Origin of the sequence: Pseudoalteromonas sp. S554 (assembly GCF_005930865.1) — a bacterium.
Taxonomy (GTDB): Bacteria; Pseudomonadota; Gammaproteobacteria; order Enterobacterales; family Alteromonadaceae; genus Pseudoalteromonas; species Pseudoalteromonas marina.
Window position 1 is genome coordinate 30,648 of record NZ_PNDV01000078.1, and the last position, 22,317, is coordinate 52,964.

The following is a 22,317-nucleotide window of genomic DNA, read 5'->3' on the forward strand; positions in this document are numbered from 1 at the left end:
AATGGATACGTTTAAAACTTATAGGATGCAGAAAACTTAACGTTTCTTGGTGTACCAGGTTGTACCCACGCATCGGCAAACGAGTTTGTGTAGTACGTTTCATCAAACAGGTTATTTACCTCAACCGCAATGCCAATTTCGTTTGTCACATCGTAATTTACAAAAACACGCGCTGTTGTGTAACTTGGTAACTCAAAGTCGGTACCAAAAAAACCGTTACGCTTGCCCACATGTAATAAACCACCACCAAACTTAATGGCTTTACCGTAAAGAACAGCAGATTGCACTAACTGTAAACTAAGCTGTTGCTCAGGCACGTTTAATAGTGATGAGCCCGCTTCTACTGTGTAACCAAAGTTAGCATCAAAAAATGAGTTTTCGATTGTTGCATCAACATAGGCATACGACGCCCAAACTTCAAGCGTATCGGTAAGCTCACCCGTTAGGTCTATTTCTATGCCTTTACTTTGCGCTTCGCCAATGGCTGCATAGGTAAACGCTGTTGCATCGTCTACTACTAGCATGTTGTCTTGCTGTACTTTAAACACGGCAACAGTACCAAATAATGCGCCATCGTTTAATGGAAATTTAACTCCCACCTCTGTAGATGTAGATTGGTTTGGCTCAAAACCATCGCCATTAGCATCGGCCCCCGAAAGCGGACGGAAGTTCTCACCGTAAGCACCATAAACAGATACATAATCGCTTGCTTCATAAACCACACCAAACTGCGGGCTCACGCGTGACTGCGTTTGTTTAGTGTTAGTGTTAGCTAGGCGGTTATTTATGCGCTGCTCGTAATCATCAAAACGTGCACCAATACGTATATCTAACTTATCGGTTAGGCTTATTTGGTCTTGAATGAATACCCCTACCGATTCTTGAATTTCTACGCGGTCAGTATTTGATGTGGGCGTTGGTAATGCGTACGCGCCGTAAACGGGGTTAAATACATTAATGTATTGATCGCCACGTACACGCAGTGCAAATTGATCATTTTCAAATTTATCGCCATCTATTCCGATTATTAAACGATTTTCAAAGCCTGCTACGTTAACGTTACCGCTCACTTCAGCTCTCAGTACTTGATAAGTAGAATCGTAATCCCGATAGCGTCTAAAGCGGTTTACTTCGCCATTTATTACACCAGCAAAACCGGTCTCGGTTGCAAAGCCTTCTAAAGAAGTATCGCGGTAGTTTGCACCAAATAAAATGCTCCAGTTATCATCAAAGTCATGAATATACTCTAACTGGTGCCCCAATACATCGGCTTCAATTGGGCCATCGCCCGGCTCACCTAAAAAGCGACTTTCAGGTATAAGGCCAAGCTCGCCATCTATGGCTAATACACCTCTATCAAACGGTACTTCTTGGTCGCTATATTCAAGCTCGTATATTAATTGGCTGTTATTATTAATATTCCACACTATTGATGGGCTAAAGCCTTGTTTAGTGGTTTCGATGGTATCTCTAAAGCTTTCGGCGTCTTCGTAAAAACCAACCAATCTAATTGCTACATCGTCGTTAAGCGCTGTAGTGTAATCAACATCGGCGCGGTAAGTATCAAAACTACCTACAGAGAGCTTAATTTCGCCTGCGGTGTCAAACGTTGGGCTTTTAGTAACTAGGTTTACGGTGCCACCTGGTTCACCACGGCCAAATAAAGCCGCGCGCGGACCTTTTAAAACCTCTACCGACTCAATACCCGACAAATCACGTGAGCCACCAAAGCCACGTCCTGCATTAAAGCCATTGACTAAGTAATTACTTGGCAGGTTTTCGTCACCTACAAAGCCACGTAACGAAAAACTATTCCACAGCCCACCAAAGTTGTTTTGTCGCGCAACAGAGGCTGATAAATCAAGCGCTTGATCAAGGCTTACTGCGCCTGCGTTTTCAAGGGCTTCTAAATCAATTTTAAGCTCTGACTGCGGTGTTTCTAAAGGGCTAAAGTTACCTTGATAAGCCTGGCGAGATGAAACAACGGTTACTTTTTCAATTGCGTCATCCTTTACGCTTTTACTTTGCTGGTTTTGCTCAGCGGCCATAACGTGGCTGCTAAATAAGCTTACTAAGCAAGTACTTAAATAGGTGAGCTTAAGCCCTTTTGTATTGGTTTTCATTGTTAACCTTGTGAGAAATGTAAGTATTTTATAGTTATGTAGTAATTTTAATCGCGCTAAACAGGTACGTTTAGCGCTGTATTTTTAGTTGCCGCTTTGTGTGGTGTTTTCAAAGCGTGGCATGTTTTCAAGGGCTGCTTTAGTTGGGTCGCCTTTGTAAAATAACCACGGGTAATAAAACTCGCGTAATTGTTGATGAAAATCTCTAATTTGCTGCTCATAAGCATAAGCGGCAATTGAATCGGTATTGGCAGTACGGGTTAAGCTGCGCTGCAATAACGACGGTGGCGAAATCCAAGATACAAAACCGGCTAACTCGTATTTTTTAGCGGCTGCGTCGCGATAGGCCTTTGAAAGCTTTGCCGCTTTTAAATCGCCCATTTGCTGAAATGCGTAATACCATTTCCATTCAAATTCGCTGTTCATATCAATATATGGTGCAAGCGCTGGGTACTCTTTAATAAAAGGCTGCATAGTGGCAGATTTTGGTAAATCCCACGCATCGTTTACAGCTTCACGTTGAGTAAGCATAATGTCGCCCCCTTTAGGCGAATGCACTGACTTGTTTATAGCAAGGTCGCCTAAAATAGGAATGATAAAAGCAAACAACACCCACAAACCAATTAAGCTGGAGGCAACACGTGGCGCACTGGTGGCATTTTTACCCCACCACACGCTTAGTGCAGTCCAAAATGCAAGGTAGGCAATACACAACAGCGATACATACGCCACTTCATACGCGCTTGCCCCAGCTATAAATCCGCCTACAAAAAATGGCAGCATTAAACACACTGTTATTGCTACAAACCTTACGGTTATACGAGCGCCCCACAAAGCAAAGTAAGACTTAGCTGTAGTGACTAATAAATCGTGCCTACCGCTGGTACGCTCGCTTGCAAATAAATCATGAAACAGCAAAATAATAACCAGTGGCGCTAGCGCACTAATTACAAACACAAAATCTATTTTACCGGCTTGAGCCACCTCAGCATTTTGTGCATCGCTTTCGTAAATTTGCCCCTCAAGCGCTAATAAATTAATGCGGTGTTTCCACGGGAATATATCGCGCTCGCCTAAAGCAGCAAATGCCAGGTTAGATGGCTGCGAGTACGTTAAATGAAAGCTGTAATAAGCCAACATGCCTGCATCGCTTTGCTTTTTCTGTACTTTGGCGCGGTCGCTTTGATCTGCTGCTTTTAAGCGCTCTATTGTTTGCTGCTGTGCGCTTACTTCGCTTAACCCGCTGTAAATAGCAAACCCCGATAAAACAAGGCTACACAGTAGTAATACCACTACGTATTTTTGGCGCAGTAAAAAGCCCCATTCACGCATAAGTTGTGTAATTAAATAGCTCATAACAAACGTTTTCCTACAAATTTAATACCGCCCACAAGTAATACAATCCACAGTAATAACTGTAAAAACGCAGGTACACTTCTTTGTGCTCGAACATCTGCACTGTCTACATTAAAATTAAAGTCTTGTAGTATTTGCCAGTTCTCTGCGCCTACACGTGCTTTTTTAGTGGCTGCGGCATCAGCATTGCGGTTCATATCATCTTTGTAATCAAGCTCTTCAATATGAATTTTGTTAAGCCCTTGCACAAAATCAAAGCGAAGTTGCTCAGTTTCGCGTAAAAAGCGATGATGCGTTTCAATACTTGTACCCACCACAATCATAGAAAGCGTGCGAATAGCCACCATAGGGGATACCCAACCAAAATAACGCGATACCTGCGTTTGCTTAAGTTCACTTTGCATACGTTGCTCAGCAAATTGGTTTAGTACGTTGGCTTGTTTAGCCTCTGATTCACTGGCTACTAAACCTCTAAAGTTTACCGGCAGCTCACCAATGCTATTTACGTTGTACTTTTTAAGGAGTGATTGTTTAAATTGCTTAAATGCAGGGTCGTTCGTGTTATGGCCATCGCCTAGTTTTCTAAGCTCGGCTTTAACAGCAAAATCGGTTTCTATTTTACCGGCAGATGGCACAGCCGTTGAGGCCGTAGTACTTGCTACGCGCGGCATAACAATACACAGTAAAATCCATACAAACGCAAGCGCCGTAAAACTACCACTGTTTTTACTTAACACACTCGATGCGAGTAAAACCAGTAATACCCACACAGTTAAATATAAAGCGTAACCGACAACAAAACTGGCAACTGCTAATAAGCTTTCACCCGCAGATACCGTAAACAAAGCCGATACAGCCAGTGGCGCAATAACCAAGCCCACTACCGAAAGCAGTGCTAAACCTTTACCGGCAATAAGCGTAATACCCGACATGCCTTGCGCTAATAAGTACGACAGCGTTTGCGATTCACGCTCACGACTAATAGAGCTGTAGCCAATTAATATAAGCAGTAACGGCGCTAGTGTTTGCACTATAAAAGCTGGCGTTAAGCTTCCTAATTTAGTAAGCGCTGTACCTTGGCGTTGATCGGCAAACATTGCACTATTTTGCCTATGCCCTTCTAAAAATATTGAGTTACCTGTGTATGCGTCAATACCTGGGTCGAGGGTGCTCAGTGGTGAAGGCGTTCTAAAGGCATAGTGCCCATAGTGCACCATTCTGTGTGGGTGACGATCGGGCTGCTGAATAAAACTTTGCTCGGCATTTGATTGAAGTTCATGGCGATCATGGCTTAGTTCAAGCATAGTAATTGCGGTCACCACAACCGATGAAAGCGTAAGCAGTAAGCCAATGGCTAAAACGGTCATTGCTAGTTTTGAGCGAAGCCAATAGCGCCATTCATCTTTGGCAACTATAACCACCTTTGAAAAGTTATTTATACTCATTACGCGCCTCTTTGCGCAAAGGCTGCATGCACTTGTTCGGTATCAATGCGGCCGTTTTCTGGCGCGTCAAATTCGCCCACCAGCTCGCCCGCTCTTAGTAACCCTATACGGTTAGCTACTTGGCAGGCTCCGTATACATCATGCGTAACCATTAAAATAGTGGCACCCGTTAATGCAAGCTCACGCACCAAATGGTTAAACTCATCTATGGCAACAGGGTCAAGGCCCGATGTAGGTTCATCAAGGAAAAATATCGGGGCTTCACGTAAAATAGCCAAAGCAATTGCGGTTTTTTGCCTCATGCCTTTAGAATACGTTTGCATAGGACGCTCCCATGCAGCTTGTTGCAGCGCTACACGGTTAAACGCGGCATTAATTTGCTCATCTGTTTTATTAATATCAGCAAGTGATAAAAAGTATTTTACGTTTTCGCGTGCTGTTAAATGCGGGTATAACGTTGCAGACTCAGGTAAGTACGCCGTTTTAGTACGAACAGAGTCAAGTGCTTTGCTCACCTCTTTACCCGCTACTTTTACCGACCCTTGCGTTGGTTTATTAAAACCTAGTAACGTTTTTAACGTGGTTGATTTACCCGCACCGTTACCGCCAAGTAGTGCATAAATTTCGCCTGAGCCCACAGTAAAATTTAAGTTTTTTAAAATGGCGTTATTTTTAATACTAAAACTTAGCGAGTCCACTTCAATAATGGCTTCACCTTTATTTTTATGAGTACTATTTAATAAAGAATTGCTATTATTTTCAGTTGGTTGAGGTTTTATCTGTGATGTTTTATTAATTGCAGTAGGTGTTGTCACATTCACACTCTATTTAAGAAATATTCAATGCGAAGAATGTTATACTATAACAACCATTAATTGCAACAATATAACATTGTATTTTTAATCAATATTTCATGCAGCTGAGCGTGTAAAATAATATGGCACTGAAAGGGTGATCACAGTCCGTCAACCCTAGCATTCTGGCGAGTTGGTAATTTAAGATATTGTGCTATCTTTTTATTATGTTTAATTAAATAAATACCGGATAACATGCGGATCATAGGCTTCATTATCATCGTATTAATGGCAATATCTGCAACTGATAGAAGCTATGCAAATGACATTGATGTTCAATTTAGCGGATTTGCATCTTTTGCCCTTAGTTACACTGACGACTCAGATATTGGCTTTGCATCTAATTATTCAAATGTAAACAAGTCTGGTTTTTCAGCTACGCGTGATTCAATTTTAGGTGGCCAGGCAAATATATATTTGTCAAATAACTGGGATTCTGTAGTTCAAATAGTGATACAAGATCATGCCTTCAAAAGCTTTGATAATTTTTTAGAACTTGCATTTGTACGTTACCGGCCATCACGTAACTGGGCCATCCGCGCAGGTAGGTTAAACAGCGACCTTTACTTACTCTCTGAGTACCCTTACGTTGGATACGCTTACTTGTGGGTGCGCCCGCCTCATTCGTATTACTCGTTTGCAAACATTGCAGGTAATTTTGATGGAATAGACGTTGAATACAGTAAAGCCATTAACGATGGCTTCTTACGCTTAAAACTCGCTTATGGTGGCTCTACAGCAAAAATAAAGGCCTATAATGACGATTTTTTTATTGATTTTGATAACTTAACAACCCTTAGTGCAACATACTCTTTAGATGCATGGACAATGCGTTTTTCATTATCAAGGTCCGGTTTTGGCGATTACAAACTAACAGCATTGGATGAGTTTATATCTTCACTAGACTCTGTGCCGCAAAGTATATGGCCACAAGCGCAAACAATATCGAACAAATTTAATACCGAGGGAAATAGTATAAGGTACGCTGCATTTGGGCTTACTTACGATTATGATAATTGGCTTATTCAATCTGAAATGGGTATTTCAGAGTCCGATTGGATAATTGCACCATCAGTACTCAACAGTTACATTAGCGCAGGTTACCGAGTAAACAATGCAATATTTTACACTAGCTTTTCTGCAGCAAAAAACCGCCAAAATGTAATTAAAGTAATTGACCCTGTTTTTTCACCCGGTACACCCGAACAAATATCAAGACCAATACAACAACTTGCTCTAGCTGCTCAAGCTTCAATTAAGATTCCCTATGTACATCAGCATTCGATAAACATAGGTGTAAAATGGCAACTATCAGAGCGATTAGCTCTAAAAGCTCAACTAGATCGCTTTGATATAAAACCAGTTGGTGCGGGATTATGGAGCTTAAGTAATCCTGCAGATGTCGATAAAGGTCACAAAGTACATGTACTCAGCTTAAATGCTAGCATGGTTTTTTAGTTATGATAATCGCTCGTAACCTTTGCTTTAATTTAATACTTTCCATGTTTCTGCTAGTTGTTAGCATGTATGCTGAATCTGCTGAATCTACTGAATCTACTGAATCTACTGAATTTGTTGTAGTGGTAAACAAAAATAATACTATTAATGCCTTATCGAAACGAGAAGTAATAGATATTTATATGGGCCGATATTCAACTTTCCCTGATGGTGAAATATCAAAGCCACTCGATCTGCCCGCGAAATCAGCATTCAAAAACGATTTTTACTTAAAATTGGTTAATAAAGATGAGCAGCAAATAAATGCGTATTGGGCCAGGTTATTATTTTCGGGCAGAGGAAAGCCCCCCACACCATCAGCCTCTTTGGAAGATGCATTAAAAACAATTGCATCATCGCAATATGCAATTGGCTATATCCCCTTGTCGCACGTTACAGATACAGTAAAAGTGGTATACACGTTTGATTAAAATTATTAGCCAAAAACTCTACTTACGAGTCGCTTTATCTATTGCCTTAGTTGCTATTGTTGTATCAATAGTGTCGTCAATGCTGTCGTATTACTCAGACCTTAAAGAAAAGAAAAACACCAACTATCTACTTGTCCAGCAGTTAGCCCATACCGTTGAAAAAGCAGCGACTATAGCTGCTTATCTAAACGATCAGGAATTAAGCCAAGAAATAATTAATGGCTTGCTAAGTAACGATATTGTGCAAGGCGCAAGCATAGAGGGTAAATCAAACACAAAAGGAGAAATGGAATTATTTGTTGCAAATGGAACTATTAATAAACAAAAAGAAGCAGTATTAGTTAAGCTTGTTCACCCTTTTCTAGATGACACTTTTATAGGCGTTTTATCAATATACCCCGACGATAAATTTATACAGCAACAAGCACAAGCCGCACTAAAAAAAGAATTCATATTAATGCTAATACAATCTATCGTCATTGCTTTTTTTGTGTCGCTTGTTGTACAAAGGTGGCTTACGAAACCTATCCAAAACCTCACTGATAGCTTTGCTAAAATTAATCCATCTAAACCTGAAACCCTTAAAATGTTAAGCTTTAAACAGGGTAAACGAGATGAAATAAGTCGATTAACACAAAATATAAATGCTTTAATGCACGAGCTGCATTTAACTATTAGCAATGAACAAACCCTACGAAAAAAAACACAAGAACTGGAAGCAAAATTTAGACTTATATTTGAACAAGCCAGTGCTGGCATTTGTTTACTGGATGATAAAAATACTATCACTACCTTTAACCCTGCGTTTAAACATTACTTTACCCTACCCGGTGAAGAAAAGTTATCAACCTTGCACTTCCCTGAATTATTAAATAACGTTGAAAAATTACAAAGTCTACTGTTAGATATTCGCAGTGATATAAATCCACCTCAAACAACATTAGATGTTGAGTGTAAAATAGGCTACAAAACGGTTTGGTTTCATTGCTTATTTGTAAGGTTAACAGACCAAAGACAAAACAACCGAAGTCCCCAGCAAGAACAATTAGTAGAAGTGATTTTACATGACGTGACCGAACGAGCAGAACGTGAATTTCAAACCCGCTTTGAAGCCGATCACGATCCGCTAACCGGCCTATTAAACCGCCGCGCCGGTGAAAAACGCCTTCAAAAAGCGCTACGCGAATGTATAAAAAATAATAAGCACTTGGTACTTATGATGATCGATTTAGACAAGTTTAAACCCATTAACGACACCTATGGCCACGAAGCTGGTGACAAAGTGCTCATAGAAACAGCGCACCGATTTAAAACCCTATTTCACGAAAAAAACGACATGTGTATTCGTCTAGGCGGTGACGAATTTATTATTGCAAGACAGGTAAACACCTACAACAAAGCAGCAACCCTTGAGCAAGCAACCACCTTACTAAATGAGCTACAACAACAAGTTAGTATTTCAAACACTAAAACATGCGCAGTGGGTGCAAGCATAGGTATTGCAATAGCCCCTACTGATGGCACTGAACTTCATGAATTAATGCACAACGGTGATAAAACCCTTTATCACGTAAAAGAAACAGGCCGCGGAAATGTTGCCTTTTATGACGAGTTAAAAAAATAAGATCCTCTTAAGTATATTGAACAATTAAGTTTTCAATAGCTAAAATGCAAACCTATTTTCCTATCAAGATATACAATGGCAAACTTCAATACTCATCTAAATACTGCTGTTATCATCACCGGCTTAAGCTCAGCCACATTATTATCTGCAGATCACATTGATTTAAACGGCGCACTTTGGTTGTGGTTTTTAGGCTCCATTGGCGGCTTATTACCAGACATAGACTCTGATAACTCCACATCACTCTATACTATTTTTAACTTATTTGCGCTAAGTACTGTATTAATAGTAATGCATTACATTACCACAGAGCTAACTATTCAAATTAGTTTTGTCGAGTTAATTGTAGTGCCTTTGTTAGTGTATGGATTTATGAAATATATTGTCAGGCCCATTTTTGAATGGATCACAGTACATAGAGGCAGTTGCCACTCTTTATTATTTATACTGCTTTGCGCGTTGTTAACAACTCAAGTAACATGGCAATTGAATGACCAATCAACCCTTTATTCGGCAACTTTTGCCTGGTTAACAGGTGGGTTTATTTTACTCGGCGGCTTCATTCATTTATTGCTTGATGAAATTTACAGCGTAGATTTAAGTAATGTGGAAATAAAACGGTCATTTGGATCGGCTCTAAAAGTGGCTGAATTTGATAATAAATTAATTACATTGGCTTCGATTATAGCTATTACATGTTTAATCTATGTTGCCCCTCCTACAGCGCAAACTATATCGGCCTTGAGTGACTGGTCTCATTTTAGGCTTTTATCTAGTTAGTTTAGTATTAGGGCAGTTTGCAATGTTACTAACTTTAACTAGTTATAACATTGCTAAATTAGTTGCCACTATTTAATACAAAATATTTTTATAATTTTAAACGAAATTATTAAATAGTTTCACCTGTCTTATACCTGCAAGTTCGAAAGCTTTTGCATCATTTAAAGCGTCAAATATAAATTATAAGAGGTCCTTAATGGAATTTACGAATAAACGCACCACCCTAATTGCAGCATCTTTATTGTTGGCGTTAGCGATAACACAGGCTATTTTTACAGCGCTTTATAGTGGCGGAATTAGCTTTTCAAGGCAGTATGCATGGGGTCTAGAAGCGGTGCTGTTCACAGTACTTGTTGCATTTTCAGGTGCAGCTATGCTGCAAGCAAAAAAATCTCAACTAGGCTGGTCGGCAATCACATTTAGCGCTGTTCTTAACATAATACAAGTAAGTATTGGCCTAACTTTATTTTCAACATTTGGAAAAGTAGCGGGCGCAGTAGAAGGCGCACAACCATTAATTGGTGGTGTAGTGTCTTTATCATTCATGATTTACTACGCAGCTAAATTATTATTAGGCTTAGCAGCCCTTGTATTTGGCCTATCTTTTATTGCTAAAGGTGGCAAAGCCATTGGTAGCCTTACAGCCCTTGCAGGCGGTGTTGCAATGCTTGCCAATGCTATATTAATTATTTTTGGCCGTGATGGATTTCTACCATCAGGCGTTGCTGGTGCTTCAGGCATGGTTGCAACATTACTTTTATCAATATGCTTAATAAGCCTTTACCGCAAAGCAGACTAAGGCCTAATACCTTACAAGCAAGGTATATAATTTATAGGTTATAAACATCGGCTAATATTTTATATGGGCCGATGTTTTACATTTAACCCATTCGCCCAACGTATTCCAAATTGTTTATCTCTAAACCTATTTATCCAATTGACTAAAAAAATATAACTGCCTTCATGTTTATTTAAATCGCCTGTAAAAGAGACCCTGAATCTATTAAATAAAATATAAACGTAAACAAAGCTATATTTCTGTAGGCTTTAAATTGGTAGCACTATTTATTATTTATAACATTGCTTTTTTACCCACCTCATTAGTATGCTAAAGTGCCAATACAAGCTAAATTTAATTATTTAGCATCCCCTACTTCGCTAATAGATTAATAATAAAGAGAAAAAATGACAAAATCTAACACCGGTGTTGTTGTATTAAGTGCCGTAAGAACAGCAATTGGCAGCTTTGGCGGAACCCTTAAAAACTTTACCCCTGCAGAGCTTGGTACGCTTTGCGCTAAAGAAGCCATTAAAAGAGCACATATTCCCTTAAACCAAATAGGTTCATCCGTGATTGGTAAGGTAATACACAATGGCCCAAAAGATGCCTACCTATCTCGTGTTATCGGCTTAAATGCCGGGCTACCTATCAGCAGCCATGCAGTTACACTTAATCGCTTATGTGGGTCAGGCCTAGAGGCAATAATACAAGCAGCACAACAAATTCAATTAGGTGATGTGGATGCAGCCCTTGCTGGTGGTTCAGAAAGTATGAGCACATCAGCTTATACACTTCAAAGTAACCGCTGGGGACAAAAAATGGGCAACAGCGTAATGTTGGACGAGCTTACAACAACATTACAAGATCCGTGGGATAACAATCCTATGGGGATCACCGCAGAAAATGTCGCAGAAAAATATAAAATCAGCCGCGAAGAACAAGATAATTACGCAGCGCAAAGTCACAATAAAGCAGCTAAAGCAATTGAAAAAGGTCTTTTTAAGTCTCAAATAGTGCCAATCGAAATTAAATCGCGTAAAGGGAGCCAAATATTTGATACAGATGAACATGTTCGTGCAGACACATCAACTGAAAAACTTGCCACACTTAAGCCCTACTTTAAACAAAATGGCACAGTAACAGCTGCTACATCTTCAGGTATAAACGATGGCGCAGCTATGCTTGTACTTATGTCTGAACAAAAAGCCCACGAACAAGGGCTTCAACCTATTGGACGACTTATTGGCTATTCTCGTGCTGGTGTTGAACCCTCATTAATGGGAACAGGACCTATTCCCGCTGTACAGCAAGTATTTGAAAAAACGGGCTTAACAATCGACGACATTGATATAATTGAGTCTAATGAGGCCTTTGCAGCGCAAGCCTTATGCGTAGCGAACGAGTTAAACTTTCCTTCGCATAAATTAAATCCGAATGGCGGCGCCATTGCCTTAGGCCACCCGGTTGGCGCAACAGGCGCTATTTTATCAACAAAATGCTTATACGAACTAAAACGCATTAACGGTAAATATGGGCTAGTTACTATGTGTATTGGCGGCGGACAAGGCATAGCAGCCATTTTTGAAGCGATTTAATTTTAGGCCTCGTTAGTTCAATAAAAAGCTGTATTCACATAGAGCAAAAGACACTTTGCTTTGAGAGGAATTAAAAACGTGTAAGGCTATATGTTTCGCGAACTTCCTCTTGAGTCTTTATTTGCGAAAATTAATTATTTAAAAACTCTTTAAACAGAAAAATAAGAGCTACCTCATCTTATAGTTTAACTATTATCGTTGGCAAAACTCGGTTTATAAACCGTGTTTACAAGTTAACTTTCTTACCCCCAAAAAAGCACCACCAAATGATATTAAAAATAAAACCGGTAAAAACAGTAATGTATTGTTGTTACCAATGTTTATAGCTGGGCTGCCAATAACTGCCAGCGTATTAATTAGTAGCAATATTAAACTTGATTGAAGGTAGCCTTTGTACCCTATAGCCCCTGCAAACAACAACATAAAAAATGAACCTAAAATCGCAGGCGTAAATGGTGCAACGGCGAGTAACATGCAAACGAATGAAAATATAACAGCACATCCAATTATTATTTTAAACATAATAACCTCAATGATAAGTGGCGTTTAATCCAAGTAATTAAAAGAGGATTAAACCAAATTAACTTTGCCGGGTCTGCTTAACATCCGCAATTTCTAATGTTAACGAACTCATGTTGTAAAAAAGCGTATTTTGGCTTCTTTTATTGTGGTTAAAAATATAGAAAATGCACAAATTCCACCAGCCATAAACACAATTTGAAAGCTAGATAACGAAGAAAGGCTATATTGAGGCGAATACACATACTCCCCTAATAATTGTGCAAAAGTCGCTACACCTAAAATTATTAATAATGGGCACACAACTAGCGTAAACCAAAACCAAATACGTTTAATGTCTTTCATAAAAATTTCCTTTGTATTCCTTTAAATTTAACTTAAAAATAAATTAGCTTGTAGGCTGTCTGTATTTTAAAAGGCTACTCGTTTTTGAGCACGAACAAAGTCTCTAACTTATTAATATACAATAAGCAGTAATAACAATAGCTTTAAAAAAATCTTAATATGTGTTCCTTACTAAGCTTTTATTAGGTCCCTAAACATTTACATGTACTCTGTTTTTAACAACCCAAAGCATTTAAGATCGTGAAATTGTTTTTTCCAATAGCCACTTTGGCGCCTTATACCCTCTTCTTTAAAACCTACTTTTAATAATACCGCCTCAGACGCGGCATTACCTAAAACAGTATCGGCTTGTATTCGGTGTATGCTACACGGTAATTTACCTTCAAAAGCTGTTTTTACAATACAATTTACTGCGTCTGTTACATACCCTTTCCCCCAATAATCGGGGTGTAAATCATAACCAATAACAGCACTTTGCATTTTGGCATTCCATGAGTTAAACCCACAAGTACCAATCAGTTTATTAGATTTTTTTAACCGAATAGCCCAGCGTATTCCTAAATTTTCATTAAAACGATCATTAAATAACGTGATTAAATTGCTCGCTTGGGTTAATTCAGTCATTGCTTCTAAATCGTAATATTTTATAACAGACTGGTTTGAAAAAAGCTCAAACAGGGCCATAGAATCTGCTGCTGTGACTTGGTCAAGCACAATGCGTGAGGTGTTTAATATTGGAAAATCCATTTCATTCCTATTCAATGCTTATAATTGTGCGTTTGTTAATACAAACCTAAATTTGAATTCGTAATATGCCAAAATACACACAAACACAGCTTCTAATATAATAAACATAACGCCAATTAAACTTGCTGTTTGTACATAATATAAAGCAATAAAAATGCATATACATACCCATACCGCGTTAGCTATTGCCAATACAGTGATTGTGTAAACAGGCTTAGTGACTAAAAAAGCAAGGGTTAAAGCGTAAATCCCATAGATAACATTGGCACTGGCAAGTAAAATTACAATATTTACAGGTAGATTATATAAAACCGAAACCCACTCTAATAAAGCAAATAACAATACACCCACGCTAAAACCAGCCGCGCCATCTACATGTAATATGTTTATAGCTACACCCTCTATTTAGTAGTTAACGACGAGTAATCAAACATAAGCTAAAGCACATACTATTATATCTAGCAGTAAACTTTATATAATCACTAAGCCTTTAACTTATACAGTAAGTTTAAGTTTCACATTCATTAAAAAAACAACCTCAATGCAAAACCAAATGCGCATAGCAATACACCTGAGAACATAATCCATTGCTGTACTTTGGGAATACCTATAGTTGGTGTTTCTTTTGATTTAAAAATATCAGCAAAAGGTAAGAAAAATATTTTCGGCATTAACGCTAAACTAAGCAGCATTAAAAATGCCCCAATACTCATTAATAAATCTTGTGCTTTAAATTCGATAATCCAAAAATCGTAAATACCGCTAATTAATAATAAAAAAGCAAAACTAACACACAACGTGAACGCTACTTTTTCTCTCGTAGATGAATTACTCATAAAAATCCTTTTTACATAAAACTATAATCAATAAACTAAATGACTTACGGTAATAAAACCAACTTTAATTTGTAACTATTTATTAGTTAATATTAATATTTGGCTTAAAGCAAATGACTCATTTGCTCTTTTTTGGCTGGCTTACATTTATTGTAAACAGAATGACGTGATTTGCTTTCCTGTATTTGTTTTGAAGAGTGCGTGTCTAAAAGAATATAAAAAGTCGTACTCGTTCTAATTAAGTAAATTTTGAAAATCATTAGCACAATTATAGTTTTTACTATGCTTAGCGAGTTCCAGCATTTCCTCGTTAAAAATACGTGAATAAGCTATGGCGTGTTTTTCCAGCTCAATTTGTGCAGAACAATTACTGCTGTCTGCACCAACCCACAAAACATCCCATCTAGTTTTCAATATAATACATGCTGTCATTTGAATATGCTCAAACCCAGGGCGAGCAGGAACTAAACCATTAGCGATGGCGATAAAAGACACTCCTTTAGTCTCAAAACTTTGTTTTGCATCAATCTCTGCACTTTCAGTAATAAAGTCATTACGTAGGTGTTCAAAAGAGCAATCATCTGCAAAAAAAGAAGGGGGAAAAAGAAAAATAAAAAGTATAACTATCTTCATGGGACCCCTTAATAATTACCGCACTAAAACGGGTGAGGAACATTGTCCTGCTCTAATGATTGTTATATGCCAATTACTCAAATGCTAAAGAATTAATATCTGACTCTGCTTCTAGCTTTGATTTGAAAAACAATACGCATTCATCACTGCGAGATATTTTCTCTTTACCGAGTAACTTTTCTATAAATGAACGTTGCTTATCAATTTGAAAAATCCACTCTAATTCAGAATTTGGATCATCTCCGTCTTTATAGAAAGTTGAAGCACCAAGTATGTACTCACGATCATTCCATATAATGTTGCTATACCACCCCCAATCTTCCGCATCAGGTTCTGTTATTTCGTGAGATGAATTAAGTTCTAACTTTAGCCATTTCAATAATGATTCCCCATAAATCGGATTTATGGGATTCTTATTTTCATTTGAAACATTAAACTTTGAAGTTTTAAAACTTATGGCAATATGCACGATTCCCTCCTAAGTATATAACTTTTAAATAAGGGCCACAGGCGTGTGGACATAATGGCGAAGTCTAGCGGCATGTAGCGTCCTAGCAAACGAAGTCACTGGCTTATTTTTTTCTTATGTTCACCCACCAATACATCCTTATAAGTAGTAACTCAATAAGCCATCTGAGCTTTCTATATTTAGGATATCCATAATTATCTCTAAATGGTCCCCAAAGTGTTCTTTAGCCTCAGTGTCTTGCATTTCTATTATTTCTAATTCTGGCAAAAACGTTTCCATAACCCAAAGTTTTGATGGATTTTGCAAAAGGCCATTAATGAGAGTGCCTAAAATAGAGTCTAACATTTTAGTTAATAGCTGTTTTTCGTTTGGAACACGGCCAGGCAGTTCAGCAAACAACTCGCTATTCTTAAAACTTTTTAACTCGGATAATGTGCACTGAGTTATGACCAAGGTCTGATTTTGAACTTCTAATAAAGGACTGTATTCCATATTATCCTCCTGGCACATAACAATTTATTGAACACCACTTCAGGGATTTATAACATCTCATAACGGTGTAAATTACATTGCTTAATACTTCCACTAAATAACTTTAATGTAAACAGCTAATTACCTAGGCTATAACCCGCCCTTTTTTAAATGCGCTAAAACGACTTTTAATAATGTTATTAGACAAAACACCAACACTGTATAAATACACAGCATCATTTAATATGCTATTTCTTGCTTATAAAACACTTAACTCACTGGCTGTTAATTTAGCTAGGTGGTTTTAATTTTTGCTGCTGTTGATTATGATGATGCAAAATCTGCTTTTATAAATTTATTTAAATTTTTCATTCATTTCATTAAGGATCACCGCATGTCTCAGTATGACGAATCTCCAGAGCAAATTGCACAGGCCACTGAAGGCTATGTAATGCAGCAAACTATGTTACGTATAAAAGATCCAAAACCGTCGCTGGCATTTTATCAAAATGTATTAGGTATGAAGCTATTAGGTAAGTATGACTTTCCTGAAATGAAGTTTACGCTGTACTTTTTAGGCTACGAGCCAACACAGCCAGAAGGTGATGATAAGACAAAAGCGAAATGGGTATTTGGTCGCCCTGCTCTTATAGAACTCACTCACAACTGGGGCACAGAAAACGACGATAGTTTTACAGGCTACCACAGCGGTAACGACGAACCAAAAGGGTTTGGCCATATTGGTATTAGTGTACCCGATGTTTACGCAGCCAGTGAGCGCTTTGCAAAATACGATGTAGAGTTTGTAAAAAAACCAGACGATGGTTCAATGAAAGGCTTAGCTTTTATAAAAGACCCTGATGGCTACTGGATAGAAATACTCTCACCAGATGGCATAACCGATATTATTTTTGGTAAATAATCTCAACGCTTAATAAAACGGTTACCACATACTAAAAAGCCAGCTGTTACGCTGGCTTTTGTATTTTATTGTAAAATTACTTACTCAGTGCACTTATTCGTGTTTCAAGCGGCGGGTGAGATGAAAACAGCTCAGCCATGCTTTTACCACCCGCAATACCAAATGCCACCATTGAACCTTGCAATTGTGAAGGATGGTTTTGCTTTAACCTTTCTAGAGCAGAACGCATTTTATCTGTACCAACTAATTTAGCGGCACCGCTGTCGGCTGCAAATTCACGCTGTCTGCTGTAATGCGCTACAACTATACTTGCCAACACACCAAACAGGACTTGGAATAACATATCGAACAAAATGTAGGTCCAGCTTATTCCGCCCTCTTCTTCATCGCCATTAAGAAAATTATCTACAATATTTGCCAACACTTTTGCAGCAAATATAACAAAGGTATTTACCACACCTTGAATAAGCGTAAGCGTTACCATATCGCCACTAGCAATGTGTGACACCTCATGAGCAAGCACTGCTTCGGCTTGATCTTGGGTCATACTTTGCATTAAGCCTGTACTTACAGCAACTAGTGAATTGTTTTTACTTGGGCCTGTTGCAAAGGCGTTCATTTCAGGGCTGTCGTAAATTGCCACTTCAGGCATTGCAATGCCAGCTTTTTTAGCTTGTACTGCCACAGTGTTTACAAGCCATTGTTCGGTTTGGTTACTTGGTTGAGTAATAACCTGCGCACCCGTTGATTTTTTAGCAATCCATTTAGACATATAGAGTGAAATAAACGACCCACCAAAACCAAATACGGCCGCAATAAGTAATATACCACCTAGGCTACGATGGCTTAAGCCTAGCGCGCTCATTATAATTGAAAGCACCACACCTAATACCAACATAACCGCAAGGTTAGTTAATAAAAACAAAAATACACGTTTCATTCGCGTTCTCCAAAAATAACATTCATTGCTGAGCGATTTACTAAAATTTGATCGGCTGTAAGCAACACTACCGCAATGACACACTATGTCAATGCGGTAGTGTTATTCTGTGACAAACTATGTCACAGCGCAAGTACTATTTATGGATTTATTGATAAATTTTCAAGAAGTGTTTTATAAATTTGTAATTTTGGTGTTTGTTCGCTATACGGGCTAATAGCAAGAATGGGAAACGGTAAGCGTGCCTTTAAACTATCAAGGTTTGCTTGGTATTCATCCATGTGTTCATCAACTTGGTTGGCTATCCAACCTATACAGTTAATACCTAAGCTTTGTATGTGTGCTGCGGTTAAAAGTGCATGATTTAAGCAGCCCAACTTCATACCAACCACTAATATAACCGGTAGTTTCTCAGCTTTTACCCAATCGTATAAATACTCGGTATTATTAATAGGCAAAGCCCAACCACCAGCACCTTCTGTAAGCAGGTAGTCAGCGCCTTGCTGTTTTACCGTTTTATAGGCTGCAGTAAGTTCACTTACATTAATAGTTACACCCGCCTGCTCTGCGGCTATGTTGGGGGCTATGGGTGGTGCAAAAGTAAAGGGGTTTACCACGTCATACTTTGCGCTAACTGTTGCACTTTCCATTAGCATAAGTGCATCAGCATTAACAAGTTGGTCAAACGCCATTTCAGACCCAGCAGCTAGTGGTTTATACCCTATTGCCTTTTTTTTATGTTGGGCAAGCAGTTTTAACAATAAACTGGTTACATGTGTTTTTCCCGCATCGGTGTCGGTACCAGTAATAAAAAATTCTTTCATAGCTTTGCCTTGTAACAAACGATGTTTACGCTTTAGTTAATGATAACAATACTACATGATAAGAAACACAGGCTTTTTGGTTTATTAATGGATACGCTGCACACGCCGTTTTAAGCGCCGATTTTGTTAATAAACCTGGGCGTGTTTTTCCTGTATTATGAGTGGTTGCGCCAATTGCTTTTATTGAGCGAATTGCTTGCAGCGGTGTCGAATATTTATCTGTATACATTGTGCTTATAGTGTTTGTAACATTAAAACCAGAACTTTGGACCGATTGGTTTATATAATCAACCGAATTAAATGTATTAATATGGCTGTGGCTATCTACCGCAGCAAACGCTGTTTTTATTTCGTTAAGTGAGCCTTCAACTACAGTGCTAATAAAAGCTTGCCCGCCCGGTTTTAATACCTCATAAAGTGACTTTAAAAGCACGTTAAAGTTAGCTGACCATTGCACCGCAAAGTTACTAAAAATAATATCTACACTGTTTGATTGTAATGGTAAATTGTCCATATCTGCGCATACTTTGTAATCGCCTTTATTACAACTATTGAGCATATTAAAACTTAAATCCATGGAAAGCACATTACCATAAAGGCTTTTAAGCTGATGGGTGTTTACAAGTGGGCCTGCACCTAAATCAACACACACCTTATTTTTATTACATGCTAAAGGCGTTATTAATTTGAACAAATCATCCGCTGCTTTTTTTTGAACATGTGCATGCGTATTGTAATCACCCGCCGCTTTTGAAAATTTAACCTGCGCTCCTTTTTTAAGGGCTGGGTTAAACCTTTTTAAATGGCACAGTGTTGCGGGCTTTGTAACCGGCTTACTATCAAGTGCATGGGCTATCATAATAGTGCCTCTGCTAAATGTTTAACTAGATAAGTAATATCATCAAGGGTGTGCGCTGCCGTTAACGTCACTCTTAAGCGTGCAGTATTGTACGCAACCGTAGGTGGCCGAATAGCGGTTAGCCAAATTCCTTGTTGCTTGAGTTTATTAGCCGCTTTTAATGTTTGCTCTGCACACCCTAATACAATAGGTTGAATAGCCGTATCGGACTCCATTACCGCTATGTTGTGCTGTTGTGCAAGGTGTTTAAAAGTAGCAATGTTTTTATTTAACATTACTCGTTGCGTGTTAGCTTTTTTAATGTGCTTTAAGCGAACTAATGTATTATCTGCCAATAATGGCGACATAGCCGTTGAGTATGTGTAATCGCGGTTATATTGCAGCATGTAGTCTATAAATGCGCGTGAACCCAATACACACGCGCCACTACTAGCAACTGCTTTACCAAATGTGATGACGAGTATGTCGGGTAAAATATTCCCAATAAGTGTTTCGCAACTACCCAGTCCTGTATTACCTAACGCGCCAAAGCCATGTGCGTCGTCTATCATCAGCCATGCATTGTGTTGTTTTGCAAGGCGCAGTAGGTCTTTGATAGGGGCCGTATCACCATCCATCGAAAAAACACCTTCGCTAATAATTAACTTATTTTGTGCTTTTGACTTTTCGAGCCGAGATCGTAAGTGATTTAAATCGTTGTGGTTAAACCGTATTAAAGCCGCATTTGAATGAAGTGCCCCATCTATTAAGCTAGCGTGGTTTAACTTATCTTGAAAAATAGCGCTGTTTTGCGCTGCTGCTTTATCCTGAAACAACGCTTTAATTACACTGCTATTAGCACTAAACCCAGAATTAAAAAGCAACCCAGCTTGATAACCTAACTGAGTGCATAAGTACTGCTCTAACGCTTGTTGCTGTAATTGATACCCTGTTACTAATGCAGAGCTATGGCTACCTAACGTATTAATATTTTCGTTCTCAATAGTTAAATCACCAAAGCCCAAGTAATCATTACTGGCAAAATTTAGGTAGGTTTTATCATTTACCATAATGGTTCGTGCTGTGGCGCTTTGTACCACGTGGCGTTTGCGTAAAAGCAATTGCTCTGCCCGTTCATTAAGGTGTGTGCTAATAAATTCAAATGGCATGAGTAACGCTTAATTAGGCTTCGTAAAATAATTCAGACGTTGCTTTATCTGCAACTTGTGATGAAAGCGACGCTGCTACAGCTTCATCTGAATAATCTTCACGCGTTTCTGGGTTCATTCCTAGCTTTTTAATTAGGTTCATATCGGCATCCGCTTCTGGATTTTCGGTGGTAAGCAGCTTGTCGCCATAAAATATAGAGTTAGCACCTGCAAAAAAACACATTGATTGCATTTGCTCGTTCATGGCGTTACGCCCTGCCGACAAACGTACATAGCTGTGTGGCATCATTATTCGTGCAGTAGCAATAGTGCGTATAAACTCAAAATGGTCTAAATCGTCAACGTTTTCAAGTGGGGTACCTTTTACTTTAACTAGCATATTAATAGGTACACTTTCTGGCTGTTGTGGCAAGTTAGCCAATTGCATAAGTAACCCATAACGGTCGGCTGCTTGCTCGCCCATACCGACTATACCGCCTGAACAGACTTTCATACCGGCATCGCGTACATGATCTATGGTGTTTAATCGATCTTCAAAGGTACGGGTTGATATAATTTGCTCGTAGTATTCAGGTGATGTATCTAGATTATGGTTGTAATAATCTAAACCTGCACTGCTGAGTTCGTGTGCTTTTTCGTTTGTGAGTTTGCCCAGCGTCATGCAGGTTTCAAGGCCAAGCTCTTTTACTTCTTTAACCATTTTCGAAATGTAAGGCATGTCTCTGTCTTTTGGATCTGACCACGCAGCGCCCATACAAAAACGTGTTGCGCCTTTTTGTTTAGCTAAACGCGCTTGCTCTACTACTTTTTCTACTTCAATAAGTCGCTCGCGCTCTAGGTCGGTTTTATAGTGCCCTGACTGTGGGCAATACTTGCAATCTTCTGGGCATGCCCCAGTTTTAATTGATAACAGGGTAGAAATTTGCACTTCATTTGGGTTGAAGTTAGCTCGGTGAACCGACGCCGCCTTAAAAAGTAAATCGTTAAACGGCATTTCAAATAATGCTTTAACTTCGCTATGGGTCCAATTGTGGCGAACAGGTGCAAGTTCCATAATTCTCTCTTTATTTTTTTCATATCGGTGATGTTGGATTAGTCTAAAACTTCAAGTACCATTG

24 protein-coding genes are annotated in these 22,317 nt (G+C 38.7%); 7 read left to right on the forward strand and 17 right to left on the reverse strand.

Annotation, left to right across the window (positions count from 1 at the left end; genetic code table 11):
- Positions 1-11 precede the first annotated feature (11 nt).
- From CWB65_RS15740 to CWB65_RS15755, 4 genes are all read right to left on the reverse strand, one after another.
- Entirely contained in the window at positions 12-2,123 is a 2,112-nt protein-coding gene (locus CWB65_RS15740) for a TonB-dependent siderophore receptor (protein WP_008133050.1), read from the reverse strand.
- A gap of 84 nt (positions 2,124-2,207) precedes the next feature.
- Positions 2,208-3,479, reverse strand: a complete 1,272-nt coding sequence (locus CWB65_RS15745; protein ID WP_138740962.1) for a DUF3526 domain-containing protein — start codon at positions 3,477-3,479, stop codon at positions 2,208-2,210.
- Complete coding sequence (locus CWB65_RS15750) at positions 3,476-4,924, reverse strand: ABC transporter permease (RefSeq protein WP_138740963.1); 1,449 nt, start codon at positions 4,922-4,924, stop codon at positions 3,476-3,478. The genes CWB65_RS15745 and CWB65_RS15750 overlap by 4 nt, the downstream gene beginning before the upstream one ends.
- A complete protein-coding gene (locus CWB65_RS15755; protein ID WP_008133055.1) occupies positions 4,924-5,739 on the reverse strand; it encodes an ABC transporter ATP-binding protein in 816 nt (271 codons plus the stop codon). The genes CWB65_RS15750 and CWB65_RS15755 overlap by 1 nt, the downstream gene beginning before the upstream one ends.
- 267 nt (positions 5,740-6,006) lie before the next feature.
- Here CWB65_RS15755 and CWB65_RS15760 point away from each other — a divergent pair, with 267 nt between their 5' ends.
- The 6 genes from CWB65_RS15760 (at position 6,007) to bktB (ending at position 12,486) form a co-directional block, all read left to right on the forward strand.
- Positions 6,007-7,236, forward strand: a complete 1,230-nt coding sequence (locus tag CWB65_RS15760; RefSeq protein WP_008133058.1) for a hypothetical protein — start codon at positions 6,007-6,009, stop codon at positions 7,234-7,236.
- 2 nt (positions 7,237-7,238) lie between these two features.
- Complete coding sequence (locus CWB65_RS15765; protein WP_050547955.1) at positions 7,239-7,706, forward strand: type 2 periplasmic-binding domain-containing protein; 468 nt, start codon at positions 7,239-7,241, stop codon at positions 7,704-7,706.
- Positions 7,699-9,330: a sensor domain-containing diguanylate cyclase gene (locus tag CWB65_RS15770; RefSeq protein WP_138740964.1), complete on the forward strand. Its 1,632-nt coding sequence runs from the start codon at positions 7,699-7,701 to the stop codon at positions 9,328-9,330. Before CWB65_RS15765 ends, CWB65_RS15770 begins: the two co-directional genes overlap by 8 nt.
- A 75-nt stretch (positions 9,331-9,405) precedes the next feature.
- Complete coding sequence (locus CWB65_RS15775; RefSeq protein WP_008133065.1) at positions 9,406-10,110, forward strand: metal-dependent hydrolase; 705 nt, start codon at positions 9,406-9,408, stop codon at positions 10,108-10,110.
- 196 nt (positions 10,111-10,306) lie between these two features.
- Positions 10,307-10,909 (forward strand): hypothetical protein, encoded by a 603-nt coding sequence (locus tag CWB65_RS15780; protein WP_008133067.1) that lies wholly within the window; start codon positions 10,307-10,309, stop codon positions 10,907-10,909.
- Positions 10,910-11,295: 386 nt separating this feature from the next.
- Positions 11,296-12,486: a beta-ketothiolase BktB gene (bktB, locus tag CWB65_RS15785; protein ID WP_138740965.1), complete on the forward strand. Its 1,191-nt coding sequence runs from the start codon at positions 11,296-11,298 to the stop codon at positions 12,484-12,486.
- A 213-nt stretch (positions 12,487-12,699) separates the two neighbouring features.
- On the opposite strand, the gene CWB65_RS15790 is transcribed toward bktB, so the two are convergent.
- From CWB65_RS15790 to CWB65_RS15825, 8 genes are all read right to left on the reverse strand, one after another.
- Positions 12,700-13,008, reverse strand: coding sequence for a DUF6419 family natural product biosynthesis protein (locus tag CWB65_RS15790; protein WP_138740966.1), 309 nt, complete (start codon positions 13,006-13,008; stop codon positions 12,700-12,702).
- A 108-nt stretch (positions 13,009-13,116) separates the two neighbouring features.
- On the reverse strand, positions 13,117-13,350 hold the full coding sequence (locus CWB65_RS15795) for a hypothetical protein (RefSeq protein WP_008133075.1): 234 nt from the start codon (positions 13,348-13,350) through the stop codon (positions 13,117-13,119).
- 198 nt (positions 13,351-13,548) lie between these two features.
- On the reverse strand, positions 13,549-14,097 hold the full coding sequence (locus tag CWB65_RS15800) for a GNAT family N-acetyltransferase (RefSeq protein ID WP_008133077.1): 549 nt from the start codon (positions 14,095-14,097) through the stop codon (positions 13,549-13,551).
- 18 nt (positions 14,098-14,115) lie between these two features.
- Entirely contained in the window at positions 14,116-14,448 is a 333-nt protein-coding gene (locus tag CWB65_RS15805; RefSeq protein WP_138740967.1) for a hypothetical protein, read from the reverse strand.
- Positions 14,449-14,621: 173 nt separating this feature from the next.
- Positions 14,622-14,933, reverse strand: a complete 312-nt coding sequence (locus tag CWB65_RS15810) for a hypothetical protein (RefSeq protein ID WP_058428868.1) — start codon at positions 14,931-14,933, stop codon at positions 14,622-14,624.
- Between the two features lie 234 nt (positions 14,934-15,167).
- Positions 15,168-15,566 (reverse strand): hypothetical protein, encoded by a 399-nt coding sequence (locus tag CWB65_RS15815; protein WP_138740968.1) that lies wholly within the window; start codon positions 15,564-15,566, stop codon positions 15,168-15,170.
- A gap of 73 nt (positions 15,567-15,639) precedes the next feature.
- Entirely contained in the window at positions 15,640-16,035 is a 396-nt protein-coding gene (locus CWB65_RS15820) for a hypothetical protein (protein WP_033025663.1), read from the reverse strand.
- A 138-nt stretch (positions 16,036-16,173) separates the two neighbouring features.
- Complete coding sequence (locus CWB65_RS15825) at positions 16,174-16,527, reverse strand: DUF4844 domain-containing protein (protein ID WP_008131156.1); 354 nt, start codon at positions 16,525-16,527, stop codon at positions 16,174-16,176.
- A 373-nt stretch (positions 16,528-16,900) separates the two neighbouring features.
- Here CWB65_RS15825 and gloA point away from each other — a divergent pair, with 373 nt between their 5' ends.
- Positions 16,901-17,428 (forward strand): lactoylglutathione lyase, encoded by a 528-nt coding sequence (gene gloA, locus CWB65_RS15830; protein WP_008131158.1) that lies wholly within the window; start codon positions 16,901-16,903, stop codon positions 17,426-17,428.
- A gap of 76 nt (positions 17,429-17,504) precedes the next feature.
- On the opposite strand, the gene htpX is transcribed toward gloA, so the two are convergent.
- The 5 genes from htpX to bioB form a co-directional block, all read right to left on the reverse strand.
- Positions 17,505-18,368 (reverse strand): protease HtpX, encoded by an 864-nt coding sequence (gene htpX / locus CWB65_RS15835; RefSeq protein WP_008131159.1) that lies wholly within the window; start codon positions 18,366-18,368, stop codon positions 17,505-17,507.
- 140 nt (positions 18,369-18,508) lie between these two features.
- Positions 18,509-19,192: a dethiobiotin synthase gene (gene bioD, locus CWB65_RS15840; protein ID WP_138740970.1), complete on the reverse strand. Its 684-nt coding sequence runs from the start codon at positions 19,190-19,192 to the stop codon at positions 18,509-18,511.
- 25 nt (positions 19,193-19,217) lie between these two features.
- Complete coding sequence (locus CWB65_RS15845) at positions 19,218-20,051, reverse strand: methyltransferase domain-containing protein (RefSeq protein ID WP_008131161.1); 834 nt, start codon at positions 20,049-20,051, stop codon at positions 19,218-19,220.
- Entirely contained in the window at positions 20,048-21,199 is a 1,152-nt protein-coding gene (locus tag CWB65_RS15850) for an aminotransferase class I/II-fold pyridoxal phosphate-dependent enzyme (protein ID WP_138740971.1), read from the reverse strand. The genes CWB65_RS15845 and CWB65_RS15850 overlap by 4 nt, the downstream gene beginning before the upstream one ends.
- Positions 21,200-21,212: 13 nt before the next feature.
- Positions 21,213-22,253, reverse strand: a complete 1,041-nt coding sequence (gene bioB / locus CWB65_RS15855) for a biotin synthase BioB (RefSeq protein WP_006793000.1) — start codon at positions 22,251-22,253, stop codon at positions 21,213-21,215.
- Positions 22,254-22,317: the final 64 nt, after the last annotated feature.